This is a genomic window from Actinoallomurus vinaceus, assembly GCF_039542055.1.
Classification (GTDB): Bacteria; Actinomycetota; Actinomycetes; order Streptosporangiales; family Streptosporangiaceae; genus Actinoallomurus; species Actinoallomurus vinaceus.
This window is the reverse complement of the sequence record NZ_BAABHK010000010.1, coordinates 301769-322836: the sequence shown is the minus strand read 5'-3', so window position 1 is coordinate 322836 and position 21068 is coordinate 301769. Positions and strand designations below refer to the sequence as shown.

General features: G+C 70.6%; 17 protein-coding genes and 1 riboswitch. Of the genes, 8 read left to right on the top strand and 9 right to left on the bottom strand.

The features are described 5' to 3' along the window. Positions 1-135: 135 nt before the first annotated feature. Positions 136-1062: a DUF5996 family protein gene (locus tag ABEA24_RS32455; RefSeq protein ID WP_345435396.1), complete on the bottom strand. Its 927-nt coding sequence runs from the start codon at positions 1060-1062 to the stop codon at positions 136-138. A gap of 274 nt (positions 1063-1336) precedes the next feature. Between ABEA24_RS32455 and ABEA24_RS32450 the strand changes: the two genes are divergently transcribed. From ABEA24_RS32450 to ABEA24_RS32440, 3 genes are all read left to right on the top strand, one after another. Then, positions 1337-2008, top strand: coding sequence for a C39 family peptidase (locus tag ABEA24_RS32450; RefSeq protein WP_345435394.1), 672 nt, complete (start codon positions 1337-1339; stop codon positions 2006-2008). Positions 2009-2322: 314 nt separating this feature from the next. Continuing rightward, the gene (locus ABEA24_RS32445; RefSeq protein ID WP_345435392.1) at positions 2323-2997 is read left to right on the top strand and encodes a C39 family peptidase; all 675 of its coding nucleotides are present in this window, start codon (positions 2323-2325) and stop codon (positions 2995-2997) included. Between the two features lie 303 nt (positions 2998-3300). Beyond that, a complete protein-coding gene (locus ABEA24_RS32440) occupies positions 3301-3966 on the top strand; it encodes a C39 family peptidase (RefSeq protein WP_345435390.1) in 666 nt (221 codons plus the stop codon). A 109-nt stretch (positions 3967-4075) separates the two neighbouring features. On the opposite strand, the gene ABEA24_RS32435 is transcribed toward ABEA24_RS32440, so the two are convergent. Then, the gene (locus ABEA24_RS32435; protein WP_345435388.1) at positions 4076-4624 is read right to left on the bottom strand and encodes a PadR family transcriptional regulator; all 549 of its coding nucleotides are present in this window, start codon (positions 4622-4624) and stop codon (positions 4076-4078) included. A gap of 89 nt (positions 4625-4713) precedes the next feature. Between ABEA24_RS32435 and ABEA24_RS32430 the strand changes: the two genes are divergently transcribed. Together ABEA24_RS32430 and ABEA24_RS32425 are read left to right on the top strand one after the other, a co-directional pair. Further along, positions 4714-5283, top strand: a complete 570-nt coding sequence (locus ABEA24_RS32430) for a hypothetical protein (RefSeq protein ID WP_345435386.1) — start codon at positions 4714-4716, stop codon at positions 5281-5283. Continuing rightward, positions 5280-6602, top strand: coding sequence for a carotenoid oxygenase family protein (locus tag ABEA24_RS32425; protein WP_345435384.1), 1323 nt, complete (start codon positions 5280-5282; stop codon positions 6600-6602). Before ABEA24_RS32430 ends, ABEA24_RS32425 begins: the two co-directional genes overlap by 4 nt. 61 nt (positions 6603-6663) lie before the next feature. Here ABEA24_RS32425 and ABEA24_RS32420 read toward each other — a convergent pair whose 3' ends face one another. After that, entirely contained in the window at positions 6664-7830 is a 1167-nt protein-coding gene (locus ABEA24_RS32420; protein ID WP_425551259.1) for an RNA-guided endonuclease InsQ/TnpB family protein, read from the bottom strand. A gap of 338 nt (positions 7831-8168) precedes the next feature. Here ABEA24_RS32420 and ABEA24_RS32415 point away from each other — a divergent pair, with 338 nt between their 5' ends. Together ABEA24_RS32415 and ABEA24_RS32410 are read left to right on the top strand one after the other, a co-directional pair. Further along, positions 8169-8582: a YciI family protein gene (locus tag ABEA24_RS32415; protein ID WP_345435511.1), complete on the top strand. Its 414-nt coding sequence runs from the start codon at positions 8169-8171 to the stop codon at positions 8580-8582. Between the two features lie 31 nt (positions 8583-8613). Next, a complete protein-coding gene (locus ABEA24_RS32410; protein WP_345435380.1) occupies positions 8614-9831 on the top strand; it encodes an RNA polymerase sigma factor in 1218 nt (405 codons plus the stop codon). Positions 9832-10168: 337 nt separating this feature from the next. Here ABEA24_RS32410 and ABEA24_RS32405 read toward each other — a convergent pair whose 3' ends face one another. The 5 genes from ABEA24_RS32405 to ABEA24_RS32385 all read right to left on the bottom strand — a co-directional run bounded on the left by ABEA24_RS32405 (position 10169) and on the right by ABEA24_RS32385 (position 17438). Beyond that, positions 10169-10687, bottom strand: coding sequence for a HEAT repeat domain-containing protein (locus ABEA24_RS32405; RefSeq protein ID WP_345435509.1), 519 nt, complete (start codon positions 10685-10687; stop codon positions 10169-10171). 216 nt (positions 10688-10903) lie between these two features. Next, a complete protein-coding gene (locus ABEA24_RS32400) occupies positions 10904-11713 on the bottom strand; it encodes a hypothetical protein (protein WP_345435378.1) in 810 nt (269 codons plus the stop codon). A 325-nt stretch (positions 11714-12038) separates the two neighbouring features. After that, positions 12039-12407: a hypothetical protein gene (locus ABEA24_RS32395; protein ID WP_345435376.1), complete on the bottom strand. Its 369-nt coding sequence runs from the start codon at positions 12405-12407 to the stop codon at positions 12039-12041. After that, the gene (locus tag ABEA24_RS32390) at positions 12404-16042 is read right to left on the bottom strand and encodes an SseB family protein (protein ID WP_345435374.1); all 3639 of its coding nucleotides are present in this window, start codon (positions 16040-16042) and stop codon (positions 12404-12406) included. Before ABEA24_RS32390 ends, ABEA24_RS32395 begins: the two co-directional genes overlap by 4 nt. A 142-nt stretch (positions 16043-16184) precedes the next feature. Continuing rightward, positions 16185-17438, bottom strand: a complete 1254-nt coding sequence (locus tag ABEA24_RS32385) for an aminotransferase class V-fold PLP-dependent enzyme (RefSeq protein ID WP_425551258.1) — start codon at positions 17436-17438, stop codon at positions 16185-16187. Between the two features lie 35 nt (positions 17439-17473). Then, positions 17474-17587: riboswitch (SAM riboswitch) on the bottom strand. 108 nt (positions 17588-17695) lie between these two features. On the opposite strand from ABEA24_RS32385, the gene ABEA24_RS32380 reads away from it, so the two are divergent. Further along, positions 17696-18061: a hypothetical protein gene (locus tag ABEA24_RS32380; protein ID WP_345435372.1), complete on the top strand. Its 366-nt coding sequence runs from the start codon at positions 17696-17698 to the stop codon at positions 18059-18061. 45 nt (positions 18062-18106) lie between these two features. On the opposite strand, the gene ABEA24_RS32375 is transcribed toward ABEA24_RS32380, so the two are convergent. After that, on the bottom strand, positions 18107-21037 hold the full coding sequence (locus tag ABEA24_RS32375; RefSeq protein WP_345435370.1) for a transglycosylase domain-containing protein: 2931 nt from the start codon (positions 21035-21037) through the stop codon (positions 18107-18109). Positions 21038-21068: the final 31 nt, after the last annotated feature.

The following is a 21068-nucleotide window of genomic DNA, read 5'->3' as shown; positions in this document are numbered from 1 at the left end:
GGGGAACCCGCCAGTCCCCGAGGGGACCCCAGCTCCCGTGGAAGCCGTGGGCTCCCAGGGAACCCGCCGGCCCCCCGGGGGGCCACCGTTTCCGGCGGCCTCGAGGCGCGGTCGTCACCTGGGCGGCGGGTCGCTTCAGTGCGGGTCGGTGACGCCGCCGGGTGAGGTGAGCCCGGCGATGTCCCAGCCGGCGAGGCGGGCCCCGGCCTGGTAGGCGCTCTCGTAGAACGCCAGCACGGCGGCGCGGGGATCGGGCTCGGCCCGCGCGTCGTCGTACCGCAGGACGGCCAGGTGGCCGCCCCGCAACGGCGTCCAGCGCGCGGCCGCGGGGGCCAGCGGCTCTTCGGCCAGCCCGCCGGGCTCGGGGGCCGTGTAGGAGTAGAAGGCCGGCTCGGGGAACGACTCGTCACCGAACCAGAAGCCGAAGCTGATCACCTCGCGGGAGTACGCCTCGCGGGTCACCGGATCGACCTCGGGCGGCTGGTCGACCCGGCGGTCGGAGAACCGCGTGCACGCGATGTCGAACGTGTGCCAGAAGTGGTGGACCGGGCTGATCTTCCCCGAGTACTCCGCGGCGAACTCCTCCAGCAGGAGGTTGACCTGGCTCAGCACCCGCCAGTACCGCGTGGCCAGCAGGGGGTCGTACGCCGCGTGCTCGGTGTCCTCGGCGAACGGCCGGCCGGAGTCCGGCAGGTCGAACGGCCGCGGGATGGTCAGGTCGACGTCGATCCCCAGATCGGCCAGCACACGCAGGGTGTCCCGATAGAACGCCGCGACCGACCGGCCGTACAGCGAGAACGACGCCGCCTCGCCGTCCAGCGTGGTGACGATCAGCCGATGGGCGACGAAGTCGAAGTCGATGGTGAAGATCGGACCGCCGTCGGCCCTGCCCGTCGGCCGGGTCGTCAGCCCGCGTCCCGTCAGATGGAAGGGAACGCCCCACCAGTGGTTGCGCCGGATTCCCGCGGCGAGCCGTACCTTCCCGATCACCTGGGCGAATCGGTGGATGGTCTCTTTGGTGTCCTGCCATTCGGCGAGCGGCATCGCGGGGAACAGCTCCATGCGATCTCCCTTCCCAGGACGCGTCGCGCCCAGACTCCCGGATCCGCTCCAGGATGAGCGACTCGGTGAGCGTCGCTCATCTCCGCTGTCCGTCACGTCGGTTCCGCCGGCGGCCGTTCGTGCCCGGGCCACTCGCCGTCCCCGCCCCGGAAGAAGGTCCGGGGGCCCAATGCGAAATAGGGCTGCAGGCCCTGTCTGTGGCGTTATGAGCCCCCAATACTGATCACCCGGACCGGTCCTTTCCCCCGCCTGTCAACCCCCGAAAGAGGCCCTTGTGGCAAAGGCTCGTCTGCTCGCATCCGCCCTCGTCCTGACCCCGCCCCTGCTCCTGGCCCTGCCGGCCGGAGCCCAGGCGGCCACCGCCCCCTCGTCGGCCTCCGCGCCCGCGGCGGCCGCGGTACAGATCCCGCAATCGGGGTCGCCGGTCGAGATCGCGACCCTGAAGAAGCTCAAACTGACCGGGCAGAAGCAGAGCACGAATTACTACTGTGCTCCCGCTTCCGTACGGGCCGTCATCTCGACCTGGGGAAGGCATCTGCCCAGCCAGAAGACACTCGCCGGCTACATGAAGACCACCAAGAAGAACGGAACCGCCAGCGACCGGGTTCCGGACGGTCTCAACCGTGCCCTCAGCCCGCGGCTGGACGAGAGGTACATGAACTTCCACCCGAACAACGCGGGCTTCGTGTGGAACGTGGTGGTCGACAACGTCGGGAAGAGGCATCACGCGGTGATCGCCCGCGTGCTGTTCGGCTACAAGCCGTGGGGACGGCACACGGGCGACAAGACCGGCCACGTCATGGTCATCTACGGCTACAACACCGCCGGCAAGAAGCTCTACTGGTACGACCCGTGGGACAACACCCGCCACACCGCCTCGCTGACCGCGTCGTGGAACGCCATCAACAAGGGCAATCGGTACATCACCGCCCAGCCCCACACCTGATCGAGCGGCTCGCCGCGGTGATCGATCCGCCTCTGCGGCGGATCCGTCATGGCCGGTTCTCTCCGACGGGTTCGGAGCGGACCGGCCATCGGCATGTTGGGGCGGGCCGGTCATCGGCGTGTTCGGGGCGGCGGACCGCCCCACGCGATCCCCCTTCCCAGGACCGAGGGTGCCCAGACGCGCGCGATTCCCATGGGTCCTGCGGCTCAATCCGAAATGAGGCTACAGGCCCTGTCTGTGGCGTTATCCGAACCCAATACTGATCAGCCGGACCGGTCCTTTCCCCCGCCTGTCAACCCCCGAAAGAGGCCCTTGTGGCAAAGGTTCGCATACTCGCCTCCGCCCTCGCCCTCACGTCGCCGCTCCTCCTCGCAGCCGCGACCGGTGCCCAGGCGTCCACCGTCTCCTCGTCCGCCGTTTCCTCGTCCGCGGCCGTTCCGGCGCAGCCCGCCGGCACGGTGTCGGCGGCCGCGGTCACGAAGACGGTGAAGCTGGTCACGCAGGAGCAGTCGAACTATTACTACTGTGCTCCGGCCGCCGGGCGTGCCGTCGCGTCGACGTGGATGCCGAAGAAGTCTCTGCCCAGCCAGAAGACGATCGCCGGGTACATGCACACCAAGGCGCCGAACGGGACCGGCACCGCCTGGGTCGCGATCGGCATCAACCGCGTCATCCATCGCGGGTCGTACTACCAGAATCTCCATCCCACGTCCGCGGGCTTCGTATGGAACGCGGTCAACTACGCCGTCGGCAAGCAGAAGCACGCGGTCGTCGCCCGGGTGCTGGCCGGTGCGAAGCCCTGGTCGCCGCATTCGAGCAACAAGACCGGCCACGTCATGGTCATCTACGGCTACCACTCCGATTCCCACGGGAAGCAGCTGTACTGGTGGGACCCGGCGGACAACACCTTCCACCACTCGTCGCTGAGCTCGTCCTGGACCGCGATCTCGAAGGGCGGCAAGAACCTCCTCGGCTTCTACCCCAGCTGAGCCGGACGCCCGCCTGACCGCGGCATACGCGGAACCCATACGGCAACGGCCGGTCCTCTCCGAGACACCGGAGAGGACCGGCCGTCGGCGTGTTGGGGCGGGCCGGTCATCGGCGTGTTCGGGGCGGCGGGCCGCTCCATGCGATTTCCCTTGCTCGGGCCGGTCGCGCCCAGGCCCGCGGTGGGTCCGGTGGCCCAATGCGAAATGAGGCGTCAGGCCCTGTCTGTGGCGTTATGAGCCCCCAATACTGATCACCCGGACCGGTCCTTTCCACCGCCTTCTACCTCCCCGAAAGAGGCTCTTGTGGCAAAGGCTCGTTTGCTCGCCTCCGCCCTCGTCCTGACCCCGCCACTGCTCTTGGCCCTCCCGGCCGGAGCCCAGGCGGCCACCGTCCCCTCGTCGGCCGCCGTGCGCACGGTAGTCGTGGCGCAAGCCCCGTCGGCGTCGCCGGTCGAGACGGCGGCCGTGAAGAAACTCAAGCTCACCGGGCAGAAACAGCAGACGTCCGTCTGGTGTGGTCCAGCGTCGGTGCGGGCGGTCATATCGACCTGGGGGCGCCATCTGCCAAGCCAGAAGACGCTCGCCGGGTGGATGAAGACCAACAAGAACGGAACCGGTTCCGACAAGCTTCCGGAAGGTCTCAACCGCGCCCTCAGCCCGCGGCTGGACGAGAGATATCAGAACTTCCACCCCAACAACGCGGGCTTCGTGTGGAACGTGGTGGTCGACAATGTCGGGAAGAGGCACCACGGGGTCATCGCCCGGGTGCTGGTCGGTGCGAAGCCGTGGGGGCCGCATTCGCGTGACAAGGCCGGGCACTTCATGGTCATCTTCGGCTACAACACATCCGGGAAGAAGCTCATCTGGTGGGACCCCGCGAACAACACCGTCCACACCGCGTCGCTGACCGCCTCGTGGAACGCGATCAAGACGGGTAACCGGTACCTCACCGCCCAGCCCCACACCTGATCCAGCGGCCCGCCGCGGCGGTCGATCCGACGCGGGCGGATTTGTCCGGCCGGTCCTCTCCGAACGTTCCGGAAGGGGCCGGCCTTCCGCGTCTCCAGGATCTAGGGGATCACGACTCCGAGGCGCCTTGCGGCTTCCGGATCCGGTCGAGCTCCTGCTCGGCCCATTCGGCCCAGTCGCGCTGGGTGGCGGTGAAGCGCAGGCCCCATTCGAGGGCCATCCGGCCGTACACCGACAGCGAGTCCTCCCCTTCGGAGACGACCTTGCGCAGCTCGCTGAGGTTGCGGTGGTTCTCGTCCGCGGCCTCGGCCCGGCGGCGGAGGTACGTGCGGGCCTCCTCGGGCTCGAGCACGCCGAGGAAGAACACGCGCAGCAGCATGTCGCTGCGGCGGGCCACCGGGGTGGGCTCGACCTCGACCAGCCAGCGGTGCAGCTCGGCCCGGCCGGCGTCGGTGATCGCGTACTCCTTGCGTCCCCGGGGGCCTTCGGCCACCACCGTGACGAACCCGGCGTCGGCGAGCCGTCCGAGCTCGCCGTAGAGCTGGCTCTGGGTGGCCGGCCAGACGTTGGCCAGGGAGATCTCGAATATCTTTAGCAGGTCATAGCCGCTGGCGGGCCCTTCGGACAGTAGGCCGAGTACGGCATGTCGGAGGCTCATGGACCGAGCTTACATTCCACAGTTGACATGTCGCTAGTGGAGGTTCTACTTTCGACCTGTCACTACTGGAACGTCACCAGGAGCCTCCCGTGCTCAGCTACCTCCGCACCTTCCTCCCCTGGATCGCCTTCGCGGTGATCAGCACTTCGCACGACTCCCGGTACGGCGCGCTCGTCGGCGCCGTCCTGGCGGTCCTGCTCGTCGCGGCCGACCGCCGGAAGGGTCGCCCCTGGGACGCTCTGATCATCGAGATGACCTCGGCGGCGTTCTTCGGCGCGCTCGCCATCGCGGCGTTCGCCGTGGCCAAGGCGCCCCTCGGCGCCTACGGTTCGGCCGTCTCCGACGCGTGGCTCGCCCTGGTCGCCTGGGGATCCCTGGCCATCCGCAAGCCGTTCACCCTCGGCATCGCCCGGACGATGACCCCGCCCGAGATCCACGACAGCCCGATCTTCTACCGGGTCAACGCCGTCATCACCGCCGCGTGGGCGCTCTCCTTCACCGCGATGGCGGTCGTGCTGGCCGTACTGGTCGACGTCGCCCCCCACTCAACCGGGCTGAGCATCGCCGTCAAGGTCGCCGGCTTCGTCCTCCCGGCGCTGTTCACCGCCCGCTACCCCGAGACCGTCCAGGCCCGCCACCAGAAGGCCGCCGCCCGATGAACCTCCCCGACTACCTCACCGGCCTGAAGGCCCCGGTCCCCGACGAGGTCGACGCCGTCGACCTGCCGGTCACCGGCACCCTGCCCCCCGAACTGACCGGCCGTTACTTCCGCAACGGCCCCAACCCCCTCCCCGGCCAGGACCCCGGGCACTGGTTCGCCGGGGCCGGCATGCTCCACGGCGTACGGCTCCGCGACGGCCGCGCAGAGTGGTACCGCAACCGCTGGGTCCGGACCCGTGAGCTGGAAGGCGCGCCGTTCGTCGGCCCGGACGGCGTGGACCTGACCGCGACGCCGGCCAACACGAGCGTCATCCGGCACGCGGGCCGCATCCTCGCCCTGGTCGAGACCGGCCTGCCGTACGAGATGACGCCCGAGCTGGACACCGTCGGGCCGTACGACTTCGGCGGCCGGCTGACGACCGCCATGACCGCGCACCCGAAGACCGACCCGGTCACCGGCGAGCTGCACTTCTTCGGCTACGGCTTCGTCCCCCCGTACCTCACCTACCACCGCCTCTCCGCGGCGGGCGAGCTGGTGGAGAGCCGCGTCGTGGACGTCCCCGGACCGACGATGATCCATGACTTCACGATCACCGAGCACCACGTGATCTGGCTGGACCTGCCGGTGGTGTTCGACATGAACCTTCTCGGATCCGGCATGCCGTACCGCTGGGACGACGCGTACGGCGCGCGGCTCGGGGTGATGCCGCGGGACGGCGGCGAGACCCGCTGGTACCCCATCGACCCCTGCTACGTCTTCCACGTCGGCAACGCCTGCGAGGACGCCGAGGGTCGCATCACCCTCGACGCCGTCCGCTACACCCGCGCCGGGTTCACCGGCTCCTGGGGGCGCATCGGGGGCGCACCCGATCCGGCCGCCGCCGCGGCGGCGAGCGGAGGCGCGTCCCTCTACCGGTGGACGCTCGACCCGGCGACCGGCGCGGTCAAGGAGGAGCCGCTCGACGACCGCAACGTCGAGTTCCCCACCCTCAACGACGAACGGCTCGGCAGGGCCAGCCGCTTCCTCTACACCGTCACCGGCGACGCGATCGTCAAGTACGACACCCGCACCGGCGGCAGCCACGTACGGGACCTGGGGAGGTCTCCCGGTGAGGCGGTGTTCGTCCCCGCGGCCGACGCCCGCGCCGAGGACGCCGGATGGCTGCTGTCGATCGTCACCGACCGCGCCGGCGACGGCTCGGAACTGCTCGTCCTCGACGCCGCCGAGCTGGAGTTCGTCGCCTCCGTACGCCTCCCGCGCCGCGTGCCGGCGGGCTTCCACGGCAACTGGCTCGGCGAGTCAGCTTCTCGGTCCTGAAAGGGCCGAGCTTGCGGCTAGAGCCTCACTGGCTGTGAGGTGGTCTGCCGCGTCTTGGCCATCAGCTTCGTGGGCTGGTGGCCGGGACGTGTGACGTCCGCCCCGCATCCCACGCGCCCTGGCCCCTTCGGGCCAGAACACGGGAAGCGTTCCGGTCCGCGTGCGCAACGACGCCGCAACCCCGGCAAGTGAACACCGCTCGAGACACCCGGTTGAGCCGGTCGACATGCCCGCACTCGGCGCACTGCTGGGAAGAGTAGGCGGGGTCGACGAACACGACAGGAACACCGGCCCGGCGTGCCTTGTAGACGATGAATTCTCCAAGTTGGGCGAAGGCCCAGGAGTGCAGCGCGACCCGTTGGGGCTTGCGGAGCCGTACCCGTTCACGGATCCCTGTGAGTTCTTCCAGGGAGATTCCGCGTCCGGTGCGTTCAGCCTCGGTCACGATCGTCTTAGAGATGCGGTGGTTGATGTCCTTGGCCCGCCGCGATTCCTTCCGGCGCTGCTTGGCCAGGAGTCTCTTGGCGGACTTGGTGCCCTTCTTCTGCAGTTTGGCCCGCAGGGCGAGCTGCCGCCTGCGGTAACGGTTCAGCTTGCGTCCGGCGGCCCGGTAACCGGTGGAGGTCGTGGCGATGTTGACGATGCCCAAATCCACCCCGATGAAGCCGCCCGGCTCACGCGTCTCGGCTTCGGGCACCTCACAGGTGGCGATCAGGTAGAACATTCCATCGCGTTCGACCAGGTCGCTCTCGCCCTTGCGGTGGGTGGTCAGCTGCTTGAGCGCGTTCGGTGAGCAGGCGAAGTGCACGCCCTTCAATCGGCCCGCGGTGGTCCAGATCGAAACGGTCTGGGCGTCGTACTGCCAGCTGAGACACCGATCGTCATACGGCTGGGCCGCCTGGGGCCGGAAAGCGATCGGCTTGGACTCGACCTTGATCCGCCGCTTGGAGCCCTTCTTGCCCAGGTTCCCCGCCCGCAGGTTGGCGTGCAGGCTGGTGTAGGCGTCCCGGACCTTCTTGATCACATGCTGGGCGACCTGCGCGCCCAGACCAGTTTCCCTGAGCTCGGCATAGGTGTGCTTACGCAGTTCGTACTCACGCGGAACACCCCGGGCGAAGGCCACACCAGAGACCCAGCATGCGGCTTCGTTGACCGTACGCAGGGTGTGTTTCAGCGCCGCCGCCTGCACAGGCGTCGGCACCAGTTTCACCTGCACCACAACCTTCACGGACCGCGACGTTATCATCGCTTTACGTCACTGTACTGGGAAATCGAACCCCTATTCGCAGGGAAAGTAGGAGCGCGCTGGCCATAGCCTTCCAGAACGCTGCTGCGGCGCTGCGCACCGCAAAGATCAGGATGCGATTCCTCCCGGGCCTGAAGTGAAGGCCCGGGGTTTCTCGCAAGAACACGCTGAACGGGGGCGCTTCCCCAGGTCGCGGCGGAGTCCGTACGGTGGCCTCAGTGGATCCGCGAACTACGTGTCCGGATCGCGCCGCCGGCTCCGACATCCCGGGTGAGAGGCACCGGAACGGGTGCCGGCGGAGAGGAGAGATCGTGAAGTACATGATCTTGATCTATGGATCGCAGCGGGACTACGACGCCATCAGTGGGACGTCAGGCGACCGGCCGGCCTGGTCGCCGGAGGACGCCGCGGCGCTGCACGCGTTCATGGGTAAGTGGAACAACGACCTCGTCGAGTCCGGAGAGTTCGTCGACGCCCAGGGCCTGACCGCCCCGGTGCACGCCCGGAGGGTCAGTCTCCGGGACGGCGTCCCCGTGGTCACCGACGGGCCGTACGCCGAGACCCAGGAGGTTCTCGCCGGGTACACGATCGTCGACTGCGCGAGCTTCGACCGGGCGACCGAGATCGCCGCCCGCCTGGCGGACACCCCCCATCCGAAGGGAGCCACCCTCGACAACGAGTGGCACGTGGACATCCGGCCGATCGTCGGCTCGGCGGCGGAGCCGGACCTGTGAGCTCGTGACCGAGGGCGGCACCGAGGACCTGATGCGTCGACTGGCGCCGCAGGTCCTCGGCGCGGTCGTCCGCCGCTACGGTCACTTCGACGCGGCCGAGGACGCCGTGCAGGAGGCGTTCCTCGCCGCCTCCGCCCAGTGGGCGAAGGACGGTCTCCCCGCCGACCCGCGGGCGTGGCTGATCACCGTCGCCTCGCGTCGGCTGACCGACCTGCTCCGCAGCGAACAGGCGCGACGCCGCCGCGAGGACCTCGTCGCCCGGTCGATCCCGCCCGATCGGTGGCTCGCGCCCGCCGCGGACCGGCCCGCCGACGCGGACGACGCGCTCATCCTGCTGTTCCTCTGCTGCCACCCCGCGCTGTCGCCCGCCTCGCAGATCGCGCTCACGCTGCGGGCGGTCGGCGGCCTGAGCACCGCGGAGATCGCCCGCGCGTTCCTCGTGCCGGAGGCGACCATGACCCGGCGCATCACCCGCGCCAAGCAGCGCATCAGGGACAGCGGCCTCCCCTTCGAACCGCCGGGCGCCGCCGACCGCGCCGACCGGCTGGGCGCCGTCCTCCACGTCCTCTATCTCGTCTTCACCGAGGGCTACGCCGTCACCGCAGGCCCGGACCTGCAGCGGCCCGACCTGGCGGCCGAGGCGATCCGGCTGGCCCGCCTCGTCCACCGGCTGCTTCCCGACGACGGCGAGGTGACGGGCCTGCTCGCACTCATGCTGCTCACCGACGCGCGCCGCGCCGCGCGCACCGGGCCGGACGGCACGTTGATCCCCATGGCCGAACAGGATCGCACGCTATGGAACACCGACCTCATCGCCGAGGGCCTCGCGTTCATCACCCGGGCGCTCTCCCAGGGGGCACCCGGCCCGTACCAGCTCCAGGCGGCGATCGCCGCGCTGCACGACGAGGCGCCGAACGCCGAGGCGACCGACTGGCCGCAGATCCTCGCGCTGTACGAACTGCTGCTGCGGATCCGCGACAACCCCGTCGTGCGCCTGAACCACGTCGTCGCCGTCGCCATGGCCCACAGCCCACAGGAGGCCCTCGACCTGCTCACCCGGCTGGAACAACAGGAGGACCGGCTCCCGGCGGACCACCGCCCGACCGCGGTCCGCGCGCACCTGCTGGAGATGGCCGGACATCCCGCGGAGGCCCGTACGGCCTACGCGGCGGCGGCCCGGCGCACGACCAGCCTTCCCCAGCAGCGCTACCTCAACGCCCGAGCCGCCCGTCTCACGAACGACCGGTGACCTCGCCCTGACACGCGACACCGCAGACGGCGGAGGCGGACGGCGTCGGCGCGCTGACTCGTCCCGGTCTCCCTCGGCCCGAGTCGTTCGGTCATCGGGATGGCTCGTGCGGTTACTGGAACGGCGCGTGCGGTCGCCAGGGCGGCTCGTGCGGTCACGGCTCGTTCGGCCGCCGGGACTTAAGCCGCGAGCGTCGGCCGTACGGCGATGTCGGCGGCATGAGGCGGGCCGCCTCTTGGCTGCCGCGCGCTTTCGCGCGGCCACCGATGCTTCCGGCCGCCGGGAGGGCTCGTGCGGGTTGCCGGGGCGACGCGGGCGACGGGCCTGCCCGCGGGTCTTACGGTGGATCGTCCCGCCAGGGGCGTACCAGCCCGCCTTCTTCCGTACGGTCGGCGACGCGTCTCCGTCCCGCGAACGGACCAGTGCCGCCTCCGCGTCGGCACTGCGATGCACCAACCAACCGACCGACGAGCTCGACAGCCATCGCCTGGACGTGCGGATCGGGGTCCTGCGCCAGCAGCCGGATCGCTGGGGGCAGCACGGAGCCCTTGGCGGGGCGGCAGGAATCCTGCTTGCAGCGGCCACACGACAGCGCGTGGAGGGCGGCGACGCGTACCCGGGCGTTCTCTTCGTCGAGCATCGCGACCAGGTCGTCCAGCGCGTCCTCGACGAGCAACTGGTCGAGGAGGCGGCAGCACTGCTCGCGCACGCCCGCGTCGGCGTCCCGCAGACGCTGCCGGATCGCTGGAACCGCCGTCATGCCCCTGCCGAGCAGCGTGAAGTACGCCGCGGTCGCGCGAGGGGCGTTCCCCAGCACCCGCACCAGGTCGTCGTCGGTAGCGGTCGGTGGCAGCATCGGGCTCACGGAGCCGAGCCTCACCGGCTTCGCAGAGCTCCGCCAACCGGTTTTCCCCGGCCGCGTGGCGACGTTCGGTCCCGCCTGCACACAAACGGCCTTCAGGCCCATTGCCGACCAGGACGGATGCGCGATCCGACAGCATTTTGTGTGCGAAACGGCCCCCGTTCCCGACGCTGTCGTCGGGAGCGGGGGCCGTTCGTTACGCGAGGTCCGTCAGCGCGCGCGGCGGGGGCCGCGGATCTTACGGTGAGCGCCCTTCGGCTTGGCGACGGCGTTGGCGTCCTTGGTGTTCGCCTTGCCGAGCCGCACCTGCGTCAGCAGCAGCCCGAACGCCACCAGCAGCGCGGCCAGCCAGGCCGCCTGCGTGCTGGCCAGCTTGTCGAACGTCAGCTCGTCCGGCCCGTCGGCGGCGTTCTGCATCGACTGCGAGTTGCCGGCATTCTGCATCGGTGCCGTTGCCGGATCCTGCCCCTGAGTGTTGTTCTGGCCCTGCCCGATGTTCGGCAGCGCCGGGTTGTTCTGCGCGGCGACCGACGGCGAGGTGTTCGCGCCGTTCGTCCCGGTGCCGGAGTTCAGGTTTCCCGTCGGCGTCGACGTCCCCGACCCACTCCCGCTCCCGGACCCCGACCCACTGCCCGACCCCGATCCGCTGGAATGCGAAGGCTTCGGTGTCGCGGACTTGGTCGGCGTCGGCTTCTTGGTCACCTTGAACGCTGAAGACGTGGAGCGGTGAACAGACCCGGAGAACGCATAGGCCGACACGGTGACCGTCCCGCTGGTCAGCTTGGAGGAGACCGTGATCGTCAGGTCGATGTTCTCGCCTGAGGAGTCGACACTGCCGAGCTTGCACAGCCCTGCGGACGTCGTGCACCGAGCGCTAAGGCTGGACCCCTGATTCGCGCCGAGGCTCAACCTGACGTCGTCGACGCTGGTCTTCTCGCTGTAGACATGCGCCGTGTAGGAGACCGCACTACCCGCATGGATCGCGCCACTGCTCGTACGGCTGAGTGTTACGTGAAGCACCGGCGCCGGCGGTGTCGGAGTCGGAGTGTCCGTCGCGCTCTTCGTCGGTGACGCCGACGTGGACGGTGATTCCGTCTTGGGCGTCGGTGATGGGGTGTCGCTCGCTGCCAGGGCTGGGGGAGCGTTGCCGACGATCAGGACGACCCCTGCGCCTAGGACGATGACCAGCGGGTTTCGTGCCGATCGTGCGAGCACTGCTCACAACCTCCCCATCGCACCGCAAAGACACCCACCCCGGCTTACCCCGGGGAGTCAGACATGAATCATGCGATCACGTGAAAGCCGATCAATCAACCGTGCTAACAGAGTTATATCGCAGCAACCTCTAGATGAGCTCCTGGTGAAGTCCGGTGATCTCGTCCCGGGACACCCAGGCCTGGTAGACGCCGATGTCCACGCGTTCGAGCCCGAGAGTTGCGGCAACGGATGCGCGACCGCCGCTGTACTCGACGCGTACCCAGCCCTCGTGCTCGCCGATGACGACGAACGGCTCGCCGCGCCAGGTGCAGCGGGTCCGGACGTACCGCAGGCCGTCGACCTCGTCCTCGCGGACGACCAGCAGGAACCGGTCGGGCCGTACCTCGGTGAAGCCGTCCACGGGCACGGTGGAGTACAGCCGGACCTCACCGTCGACACCGGGCACCGCGTCGTAGTCGGTGCCCTGCCAACGAGCGACGTAGCCGTCCCTGATCAATTGTCCTTCTCCCACACGAGCCGATCCGCGTCGTACCTGGCGACGAACCGTTCGGACCCGTCGCTGCTGATGACGTACATCTCCGAGCTGTGCGGAAGCCTGAAACTTTCAGCCTTGTACTCGGGGATGCTGCCCGCGCTGCCGGAGGCGAAGCCGTCGCCCGTGAACGGGGGCGGCTCCACCACCCAGCCGTCCTTACCCCACTCCTTGAGGGCGTCCTCGTTCGTGCCGCCGAACGGCGTGCGGTAGAGCCCGGCTCGGTACGCCGCCCAGCGGATGACGTACACCTCCGGGTCGTCGACGGTGAAGGGCGACCCGTCACGAATCAGGCCGAGGCACTCATAGAGCCGCTGCGGCGTGTTGAGGTCGATGACGTCCTGGACGCGGTGCACGAAGCCGGCGACCCGGTCATACGCCTTGTCGAGGTACCAGGGGACCTGGTCGTGGACCAGCACCTTCTGCATGATCGTGAACGCCCCGTCGGCGGGGGTGCGTGACTCCGCCTGAACGACGGCCTGGGGTTCCGCCTGGGCAACGGTCGGCAGCGCTGTCTCGGCCGGGACCTGGACCCCAGCTGGCATCTGCGCCGGTTCGGGCTCGACGGTCGGCGGTGCGGTCGCCGTCGGGACGGCGATGCTCGTCGGGACCAGTTCCGGCTGAAGCTCGGCGGTCGATGGTGCGGTCGCTGTCGGGACCGGGACGCTTGTCGGGATCTGTATCGGCTGAGGCGCGGCGGTCGGCGGTGTGGTCGCCGCCGGGACCGGGATGCTCGTCGGGATCTGTACCGGCTGAGGCGCGGCGGTCGATGGTGCGGTTGCTGTCGGGACGGCGATGCTGGTCGGGATCTGTGCCGGTCCGGGTTCCGCGGTCGAGGGTGCGGCCTCCGCCGGGCCCGGGATGCCGACCAAGCCCGGTGCCGGCTCCGGCTCGGTCGGCGGCGTCTCGGGCGGGGCCGCAGGTGTCGCGAGCGCGGCCGCGACCGGCTCCGGCGGTGGCCCGGTGGGGGCCTGGTGGAGTTCGGTGGAGGCGTCCTGGGTGAGGTCGCCGGGGGGCGCCACCGGCGCGGAGGGCGGTGCGCCCGGCGTGGCGGCGCGGTTCGCGAGCGAGGTGGCGACCGCGTGGATCTGCTCGCCGGACAACGCGATCTCGATCGGGGTGCCGGGGTTCACCGCGACGTCCCAGCTCGGCTCCTGCCACGCGGCGAGGAGGTCGGCGAAGGTCGGCATGACGAACCCGGTGGTGCCGACCGCCTCCTTCATCCAGTCGAAGGAGGTGAACGCGAGCACCGACGCGCGGCCTCGGACGGACACCGCCGCCCACGGGAACGCCGGGTCGCTCGGCGGCGTCTGCACCGTCGGCGGCGTACGGCTCCAGACCGGCAGGAAGACCGACGCCTCGAGCAGCACCTGCAGGTGCGCGTCCGGATCGTTTCGGGCCTCGAACAGGCGCCGTTCGGCGTCGTTCTGCGCGGGGAAGTCGCTCGCCAGGCGTTCGGCGGCCTCGTCGTCGACGCGGCGCGACAGCGGCGTGACGCGGTCCCCAGGGATCGTGGCGCCGATCGGCGAGCCGTCGTTGATGACGAGGTCCCACGCCGGGTCGGGCCAGAACCGCAGGACCTTCGCCAGGTCGGACAGGATGAACGGGTGGCCGCCCATCGCCTCGCGCATCCGGCTCGGCCCGGTGAAGAGCGGCACGACGGTCCGTCCGCCGGACTCCCGGGTGTACCACTGGAAGCCGGGTCGGCCGGGGCCCAGCATGAGGTCGCCGCCCTCGACCATGGGCACCCAGATCTGGCGTGCGCCCAGGAGCGTCCGCAGGATGCCCTCGCGGTCGTCGCGCGCGGCGGCGTCGTAGAGCAGGCGTTCTTCTTCGTCCAGGGGGACGAAGTCGGCGTCCGCCGTGAAGTGCGGCGTGAGGGGCATGTCGGAGGGGACCGGCCGCGGCTCGCCCTGCGTGGGTGCGTCGACCGGGGAAGGCCGGGGGTCCGCCTGGCCGGGTCCCGGGGGCATCGGTTCGTCGCCGGAGACGATCGGCTGAGGCGCGGTCGCGGCGGCCGGCGGGGCACCCTCCGCGGGGGCGGGCGGAACCGCGCCCGCGGTGGAGAACGAGGGGTACGGCGGCGCCTGCCCGGCCGGTGTCCGCCCGTCCGGTGCGCCCCAGACCGGCTCACCGGTCGGCGCGCCTCCGGACGACTCCCCGGTCGGCCTGTCCCCGGTCAGCCTGTCGCCGGCCGGCTGCTCCCCGGCCGACGTCTCTCCGGCGAACGCCTCCGCGGTCGGCGCGTCCGCGATCGTCGTCTCGCCGAACGACTCCTCCCAGGCCGGCGTGGGCGGGTACGGGCCGGGCGCGGGCGGGGGACCCTCCGGCGGCGGAGTGGGGAACGCGAGGCGGGGGAACGGCGCGGTCTCGGTTACGGATGCCGGGGCCGGTTCGCCCGGGAACGGAGGACGCCCGTCCCCGAAAGTGGCAGGGGTCGGTTCGCCCGGGGCCGGAGAGTGTCCGTCCCCGAGAGGCGCGGGGGTCGGACCGCCCGTGGCCTGAGGGTGTCCGTCCCCGAGGGGTACGGAGGTCGGTCCGCTGGGAACCGGAGGATGCCCGTCCCCGAAAGAGGCCGGGGCCGGTCCGCCGGGAATCGAAGGGGGCGCGTCCCCGAAGGGCGCGGGGGTCGGTCCGCCCGCCGGAGAATGCGCGTCCGGGGAAGGCGCCGGGGCGTCTCCGGGCGGTGGCGGAACGGCGCCCGGCTCCAGAGCGGACGGCTCGGCCGGTGGTACGGGAGGCAGCGAGGTCTCCGACAAAGGTGGGAACGACAGCGACCCGTGGGCCGGTGCCGCTTCGCCCGTGTACTGCCCGGCGGGAGCGACCTGCCCATGAGCCGACTCCTGCTCGGCGCCGTAAGTCGTCTCCTGCTCGGCCGGCGCGCCGTAACGCCTCTCCTGCCCGGTCTGCGAGCCGTGGGCCATCTCCTGCTCGGCCGGCGCGCCGTAACGCCCCTCCTGGTCGGCCTGCGCGCCATAAGGCGTCTCCTGGCCGGTCTGTGCGCCGTGAGCCGTCTCCTGCCCGGCCGGTGCGGACGAGCCGTGGACCGCCTCCTGCTCGCTCTGCGCGCCGTACGTCATCTCGTGCCCGGCTGGCGCGGACGAGCCGTGGACCGCGTCCTGCCCGGTCGGGCCGGCGTGCGTCCCGTAAGCCGACTCTTGACCCGTCGGTGACTGAGCGGCGGGCGAGGAGGGCGCCTCCTGGGCGGGCGGGAGGTTCGCGGTGAGCTGTCCGACGAACCAGGCGGGCAGGTACCCCTCGATCGGCAGCCCGGAGTTGACCGCGAGCCACCAGTCGGTGTCCGGCCAGGTGTTCGCCATCTCCGCCAGCGGCATCGGGACGAAGTGCTCGTAGCCGGGTCCGAGGCAGGCGCGCGCCGCCTCGACCGACGTGTAGGCGAGCACGTGGGTCCGGCCCTCGTGAGTGCTGGTCGGCCACGTGAACGCCGGCTGTCCGGGGGAGCCCGGCTCGACCTGTGGTAGCGGAAGGACGAGCTCCGCCGTGCTCAGCAGCTTGAAATAGGCGTTCTGGTCGCCGTCGCCCAGAGCGTCGCTCAGCTGCTGCTCGAGTTGGTTCGCGGGCTCCCATGTGCCGGTCATTCGCAACCCCCCGGAAGCTCTTTGCACAAGGCGTCCACCGTACCGGGAGCAAACCGGCGGCGCGCACGAGTACCGGCAGCCGATTGGACTTACCCGGACGAACTACACCTTTGATGACGCTGACCAGCAGCGGAGCGGATCGTCAGGTGGTAAGGCGTCGCAGCGCGGTCAGCAGCCGGTCGATGTGCTCGTCGGTGGTGCCGATGCCGAGGCTGGCCCGCAGCGCGGTGCCGTCGCCGTCATCGCAGCCGCCCGACCCGTCGCCGACCAGCCGCCGGACGAACGGGTGCGCGCAGAACTTCCCGTCCCGTACGCCGATGCCGTACCGGTCGGACAGCGCGGTGGCGACGGCGCGGGACCCGCGGCCCTCGACGACGAACGACACGATGCCGACGCGCGGGTGCCGGTCGCCCCACAGCGACAGCTCCCGTACGCCGGGGATCGCCGCCAGGCCGGTCCGCAGCCGCCGCAGGAGGCGCTCCTCCTCCGCGACGAGGGTCTCCCAGTCGGTCAGGGCCTCGCACGCGGCTGCGAGCGCGACAACGCCGAGGACGTTCGGCGTGCCGGCCTCGTGCCGCTGCTGCGGGTCCGCCGACCACGTCACGTGCTCGCCGACGCTCGCGGTGGCGCCGCCGCCCAGGAGGTACGGCTCGGCGGCGCGCAGCCAGTCCGCGCGGCCGACGAGGCAGCCCGCGCCGAACGGCGCGTACAGCTTGTGCCCGGAGAAGGCGACGTAGTCGACGTCGAGCGCGCCCATGTCGAACGGCCGGTGCGGGACGAGCTGAGCGGCGTCGACCGCGATGCGGGCGCCGTGCGCGCGGGCGACGGCGGCGAACTCGGCGACGGGCCACAGCTCGCCGGTGACGTTGGAGGCGGCGGTGACGACGAGCAGGCGCGGACCGGCCGGTGCCGCGGCGAGGGCCTCACCGGCGGCCGCGAGGGCCGCCTCGGGGGATTCGGGGGCCGCGAGCCGTACGACGTGGTTGCCGCGCGCCCAGGGCAGGAGGCTCGCGTGGTGCTCGGACTCGAAGACGACGACCGTGGTGCCGCGCGGCAGGGCGTGCGCGAGGAGGTTCATCGCGTCGGTGGTGTTGCGGGTGAACACCACGGCGTCGCGCCGCCACGCGCCGACGAACTCCCGGACGACCTCGCGGGCGCGCTCGTACCGGTCGGTCGTCACCTGCGAGGCGTATCCCGCGCCGCGGTGCACGCTGCTGTAGTAGGGGAGGGCGGCGTCGAGCGCGTCGCGCACCGCCTCCAGACAGGGCGCGCTCGCCGCGTAGTCGAGGTTCGCGTACGGGACGGTCCGGCCGCCGGCGACGGGCACGGGGACGCCCTCCCCGACGACGCGCAGAGCGGGACGGGTGACGGGGGGCAGATCGAGGACAGCGGACAACACGCACCTCCAGCGGGGCCTGGGACCCCGCGAGGGGTCCGCGCTTGTCCGGCACGGTCGTGCCGGACCCGGTCATCACCCGGGGCACCCCGCCACGGACGGAGGGTTGCCGGCCAGCAAGCCGGGGCTTAGCGCTGGCACTCGTGACCTGACGGTGAGTATAGAGCACCCGCCCGAAGATCGCCGTTTCGGCGTCGTGTGACCGCTTCTCCACGATTGAATACGGGGCAGGGGAGTCAGGCGAAAGGAGCGGGGCGATGCGGGGTGGATGGCGGCTGTCGGCGGGGGTCGTCCTGGTCGCGGTGTGCGCGGCCGGATGCGGCGTCGGCACGAACAAGGGCCGGGTCTGCAACGACGCGGTGAAGGCGGTCGGGTCCTACAACGCGACCCTGAACCGCATCTCGCCGGACGACATCACGCAGTGGAAGCAGGCGGCGGCGACCCTCGCCACGCGGTTCGACGCGCTCGCCCGCGAGTCCGACGACAAGAAGCTGACCCGGACGCTGAGCGGTATGGCGACCGAGTGGCGGGGCGTCAGCACGGGCATCAGCCCGCGCGACATCTCCCGCATGCAGAACGTCGTCCAGCGCCAGCCCACCGCCCTGGCCACGGCCTGCAAATGAACGCCTGAGCGCCCGCCGCCGCAGGGCCGCGGGCGCTCAGAACGCTCAGAACACGGAGTTGGGGTCGCCGCCGTCGTACACGCGGCCCGTAGGCCCGCCGGTCGGGCCGCCTGTGGGCACATGGGTCGGAATGTGCGTCGGGATGTGGGTCGGGGTGGACGGGCGGGACGGCCCGGTCGTCCGGGGCCGCGAAAGGGTGGGATGCGGTCGCGGCTGGACGGGCGCGGTCGGCGTCGGCCACTGGCGCCCGCCGACGTACACCGACGGGTCGCCGAACGACTTCACCGGCATGTCCGCGTCGGCCTTGACGAGGAAGTTGTGCCAGATCGTGGCCGGGAGGGAACCGCCGTACACGGTGTAGCCCGGCAGGCTCAGCGCCTTGTTGTCGGTCCGGAAGACGGCCACCGACGCGGCCAGCTGCGGGATGAACCCGTTGAACCAGACCTGCCTGCCGCTGCTCGTGGTGCCGGTCTTGCCGGCGGCGTTCCGGTCGGGCAGGGCGGCCCTGGTGCCGGTGCCCGAGTCGATGACCTTCTGCATGGCGTACGTCGCGTCGCGGGCGACCTGGGTGCTGAACACGCGCTTGCCGGTCGTCGGGACGACGCGTTTCTTGCCGTTCCGGTCGGTCACCGACCGGATCACGTGCGGGGCGTGGTAGACGCCCTCGGTCGCGAACGCGGCGTACGCGGCGGCCTGCTGCTCGGCGCTGAGGTTGATGACGCCGAGCGGGAAGGTGGCGGCGGTGTTGGCGCCGTTGGCGGTCAGCTGCGACTCGGGGATGCCGAGCTTCTCCGCCATCTTCATCACCTTGTCGTTCCCGATCTTCTGGGCGATGTTGACGTAGGCGGTGTTGATGGATTGCTCTGTGGCGGTGACGAGGTTGACCATGCCGAAGTCCTCGCCGGCGTCGTTGTGGATCGCGGTGCCGTCGAAGGTCTGCCCGTTGCTGCCGTCGACGTAGTCGTCCAACGACATCCCGTCGTCCAGGGCCGCCGCCAGCACGTACGGCTTGAACCCGGACCCGGGCTGCACCTGGGTGGTGGCGGCGCTCAACTGCTGGTCGATGTAGTTCTTGCCCCCGTAGAGCGCGTTGATCTCGCCGGTCGACGGGTCGACCGACACCAGGCCCGCCATCACCTTGCTGGAGACGCCGGAGGGCATGGCGCCCTCGACGGCCTGCTTCGCGTCGTCCATCAGGTCCTTGTCGAAGGTCGTCCGGACCTTCAACCCGCCCTTGTCGATCTGTTCCTGGGTGTAGCCCATGCGCTTCAGCTCGGAGACGACGAGCTGGTACATGTAGCCCTTCTGGCCCCCGTAGGTGTCCCTGACCTTCGGCTTCTTCGGCACGGGGAACTGCAGCGTGGCCGCCTGCTGCGGCGTGATGGTCTTCATCTGCACCATGCCGTCGACGACGTACTTCCAGCGGGCCTGCATGTACCCGCGCGCCCCGTTCATGGACAGGTCGCCGGCGTAGGTCGGAACCTGGATGGCCGCCGCGAGGTACGCGCCCTCGGCCGGCGTCAGGTCCTGGACGTCCTTGCCGAAGTACGCCTGCGCGGCCGACTGGATGCTGTACGCGCCGCGGCCGAAGTAGATCGTGTTGAGGTACTGCTGGAGGATCCAGCTCTTGTCCTTCTCGCGCCCGACCTTGAGCGCGATCATGATCTCCTTCAGCTTCCGCGACGCGGTGCGCTGCTGGCTGAGGCCGCTGTAGTAGTTGCGGACCATCTGCTGGGTGATGGTGGACCCGCCCTGCATCGACCCGCCGGTCGCCGTGGCCCAGAACGCCCGCGCCGTGCCCTTGAAGGACACTCCGGGGTCGCTGTAGAAGCTGCGGTTCTCCGCCGAGATCACGGCGTCCCGGACCGGCTTGGGAACCTTGGACAGCGGCACCGGCTGCCGGTCCAGGCCCGTCCGGAGCATGACGCTGCCGTCGCTGTAGTAAACGACCGACGCCTCCTTCTCGGCGTCGGGCTGCGCGGAGCTCGGGACCGGCGTCATCAGGTAGGCGACGATGAAGCCGACGACGGGCAGCAGGATGAGCACGCCCAGGACGTACGCCGAGCGGCGCAGCCACTTGACCCGCCGGCTCCGCTTCTTCTTCGGCTTCTTCGGCTTCTCCGTGGACTTCTCGCCCTCGGGAAGGGCGTGTACGGCGGTCACGGCCGACGGGCTTTCGGCGGCCACGACCAGAGCACCCGCCGTGGGTTCGACGGTCGGGGCGATGTCGGGTCGAGTGGCGTCATCGAGATCAGCGGCTCCGGACTCGACGGCAGATGCCGGTACGGCGACGCCGCGCGGATCGGCCGCGTCTTCCGGTCCGGCCGCGGCCTCGAGCCCGACGGCGTCATCGTTGTTGGACGCGCCGGACGACCCCGAAGTTGGCGAAGATCCGGTGCCGTTCGTCCCGCCGTGCGAAGATCCGATCTCGTTCGCGACGGTCGGCGAGTTTCCGGGGCTCTTGACGAGGTCCACCGATGTCTCGGCGTCGTCCGTCGAGGTCGGCGAGGCGTCGGCGCCGTCCGTCGCGTCTTGCGGGGATCCGCCGCCGTTCGCGGCGGTCGGTGAGATTCCGGAGCTCTTCGTGAGGTCCGGCGATGTCTCAGCGTCCTTCGCGACGGCCGACGAGGTCGCGGGGCTCTTGACGAGGTCCACCGATGTCTCGGCGTCGTCCGTCGAGGTCGGCGAGGAACCGGCGCCGTCCGTCGCGTCTTGCGAGGATCTGCTGCCGTTCGCGACGGTCGGCGAGGTTCCAGGGCTCTTCGCCAGGTCCGGCGAAGTCTCGGTGCCGTTCGCCGCGGCCGGTGGAGAGCCGGCGCCGCTCGCCGCGGTCGGCGAAGAGCGGGAGTCGTCCGCCGCGCTTTCGCTCGTGGCGCCGTCGGGGCCGTCCACGGGCGTCGTGGGATCGCCGTCGTCGGCAGAGGTGTCGGGCATCTGCGATTCACCGGCTCCGACGCCGGTGTCCTTGTCACTCACTCGTCCCCCGTGACCTGCGTGAACCCCCGAA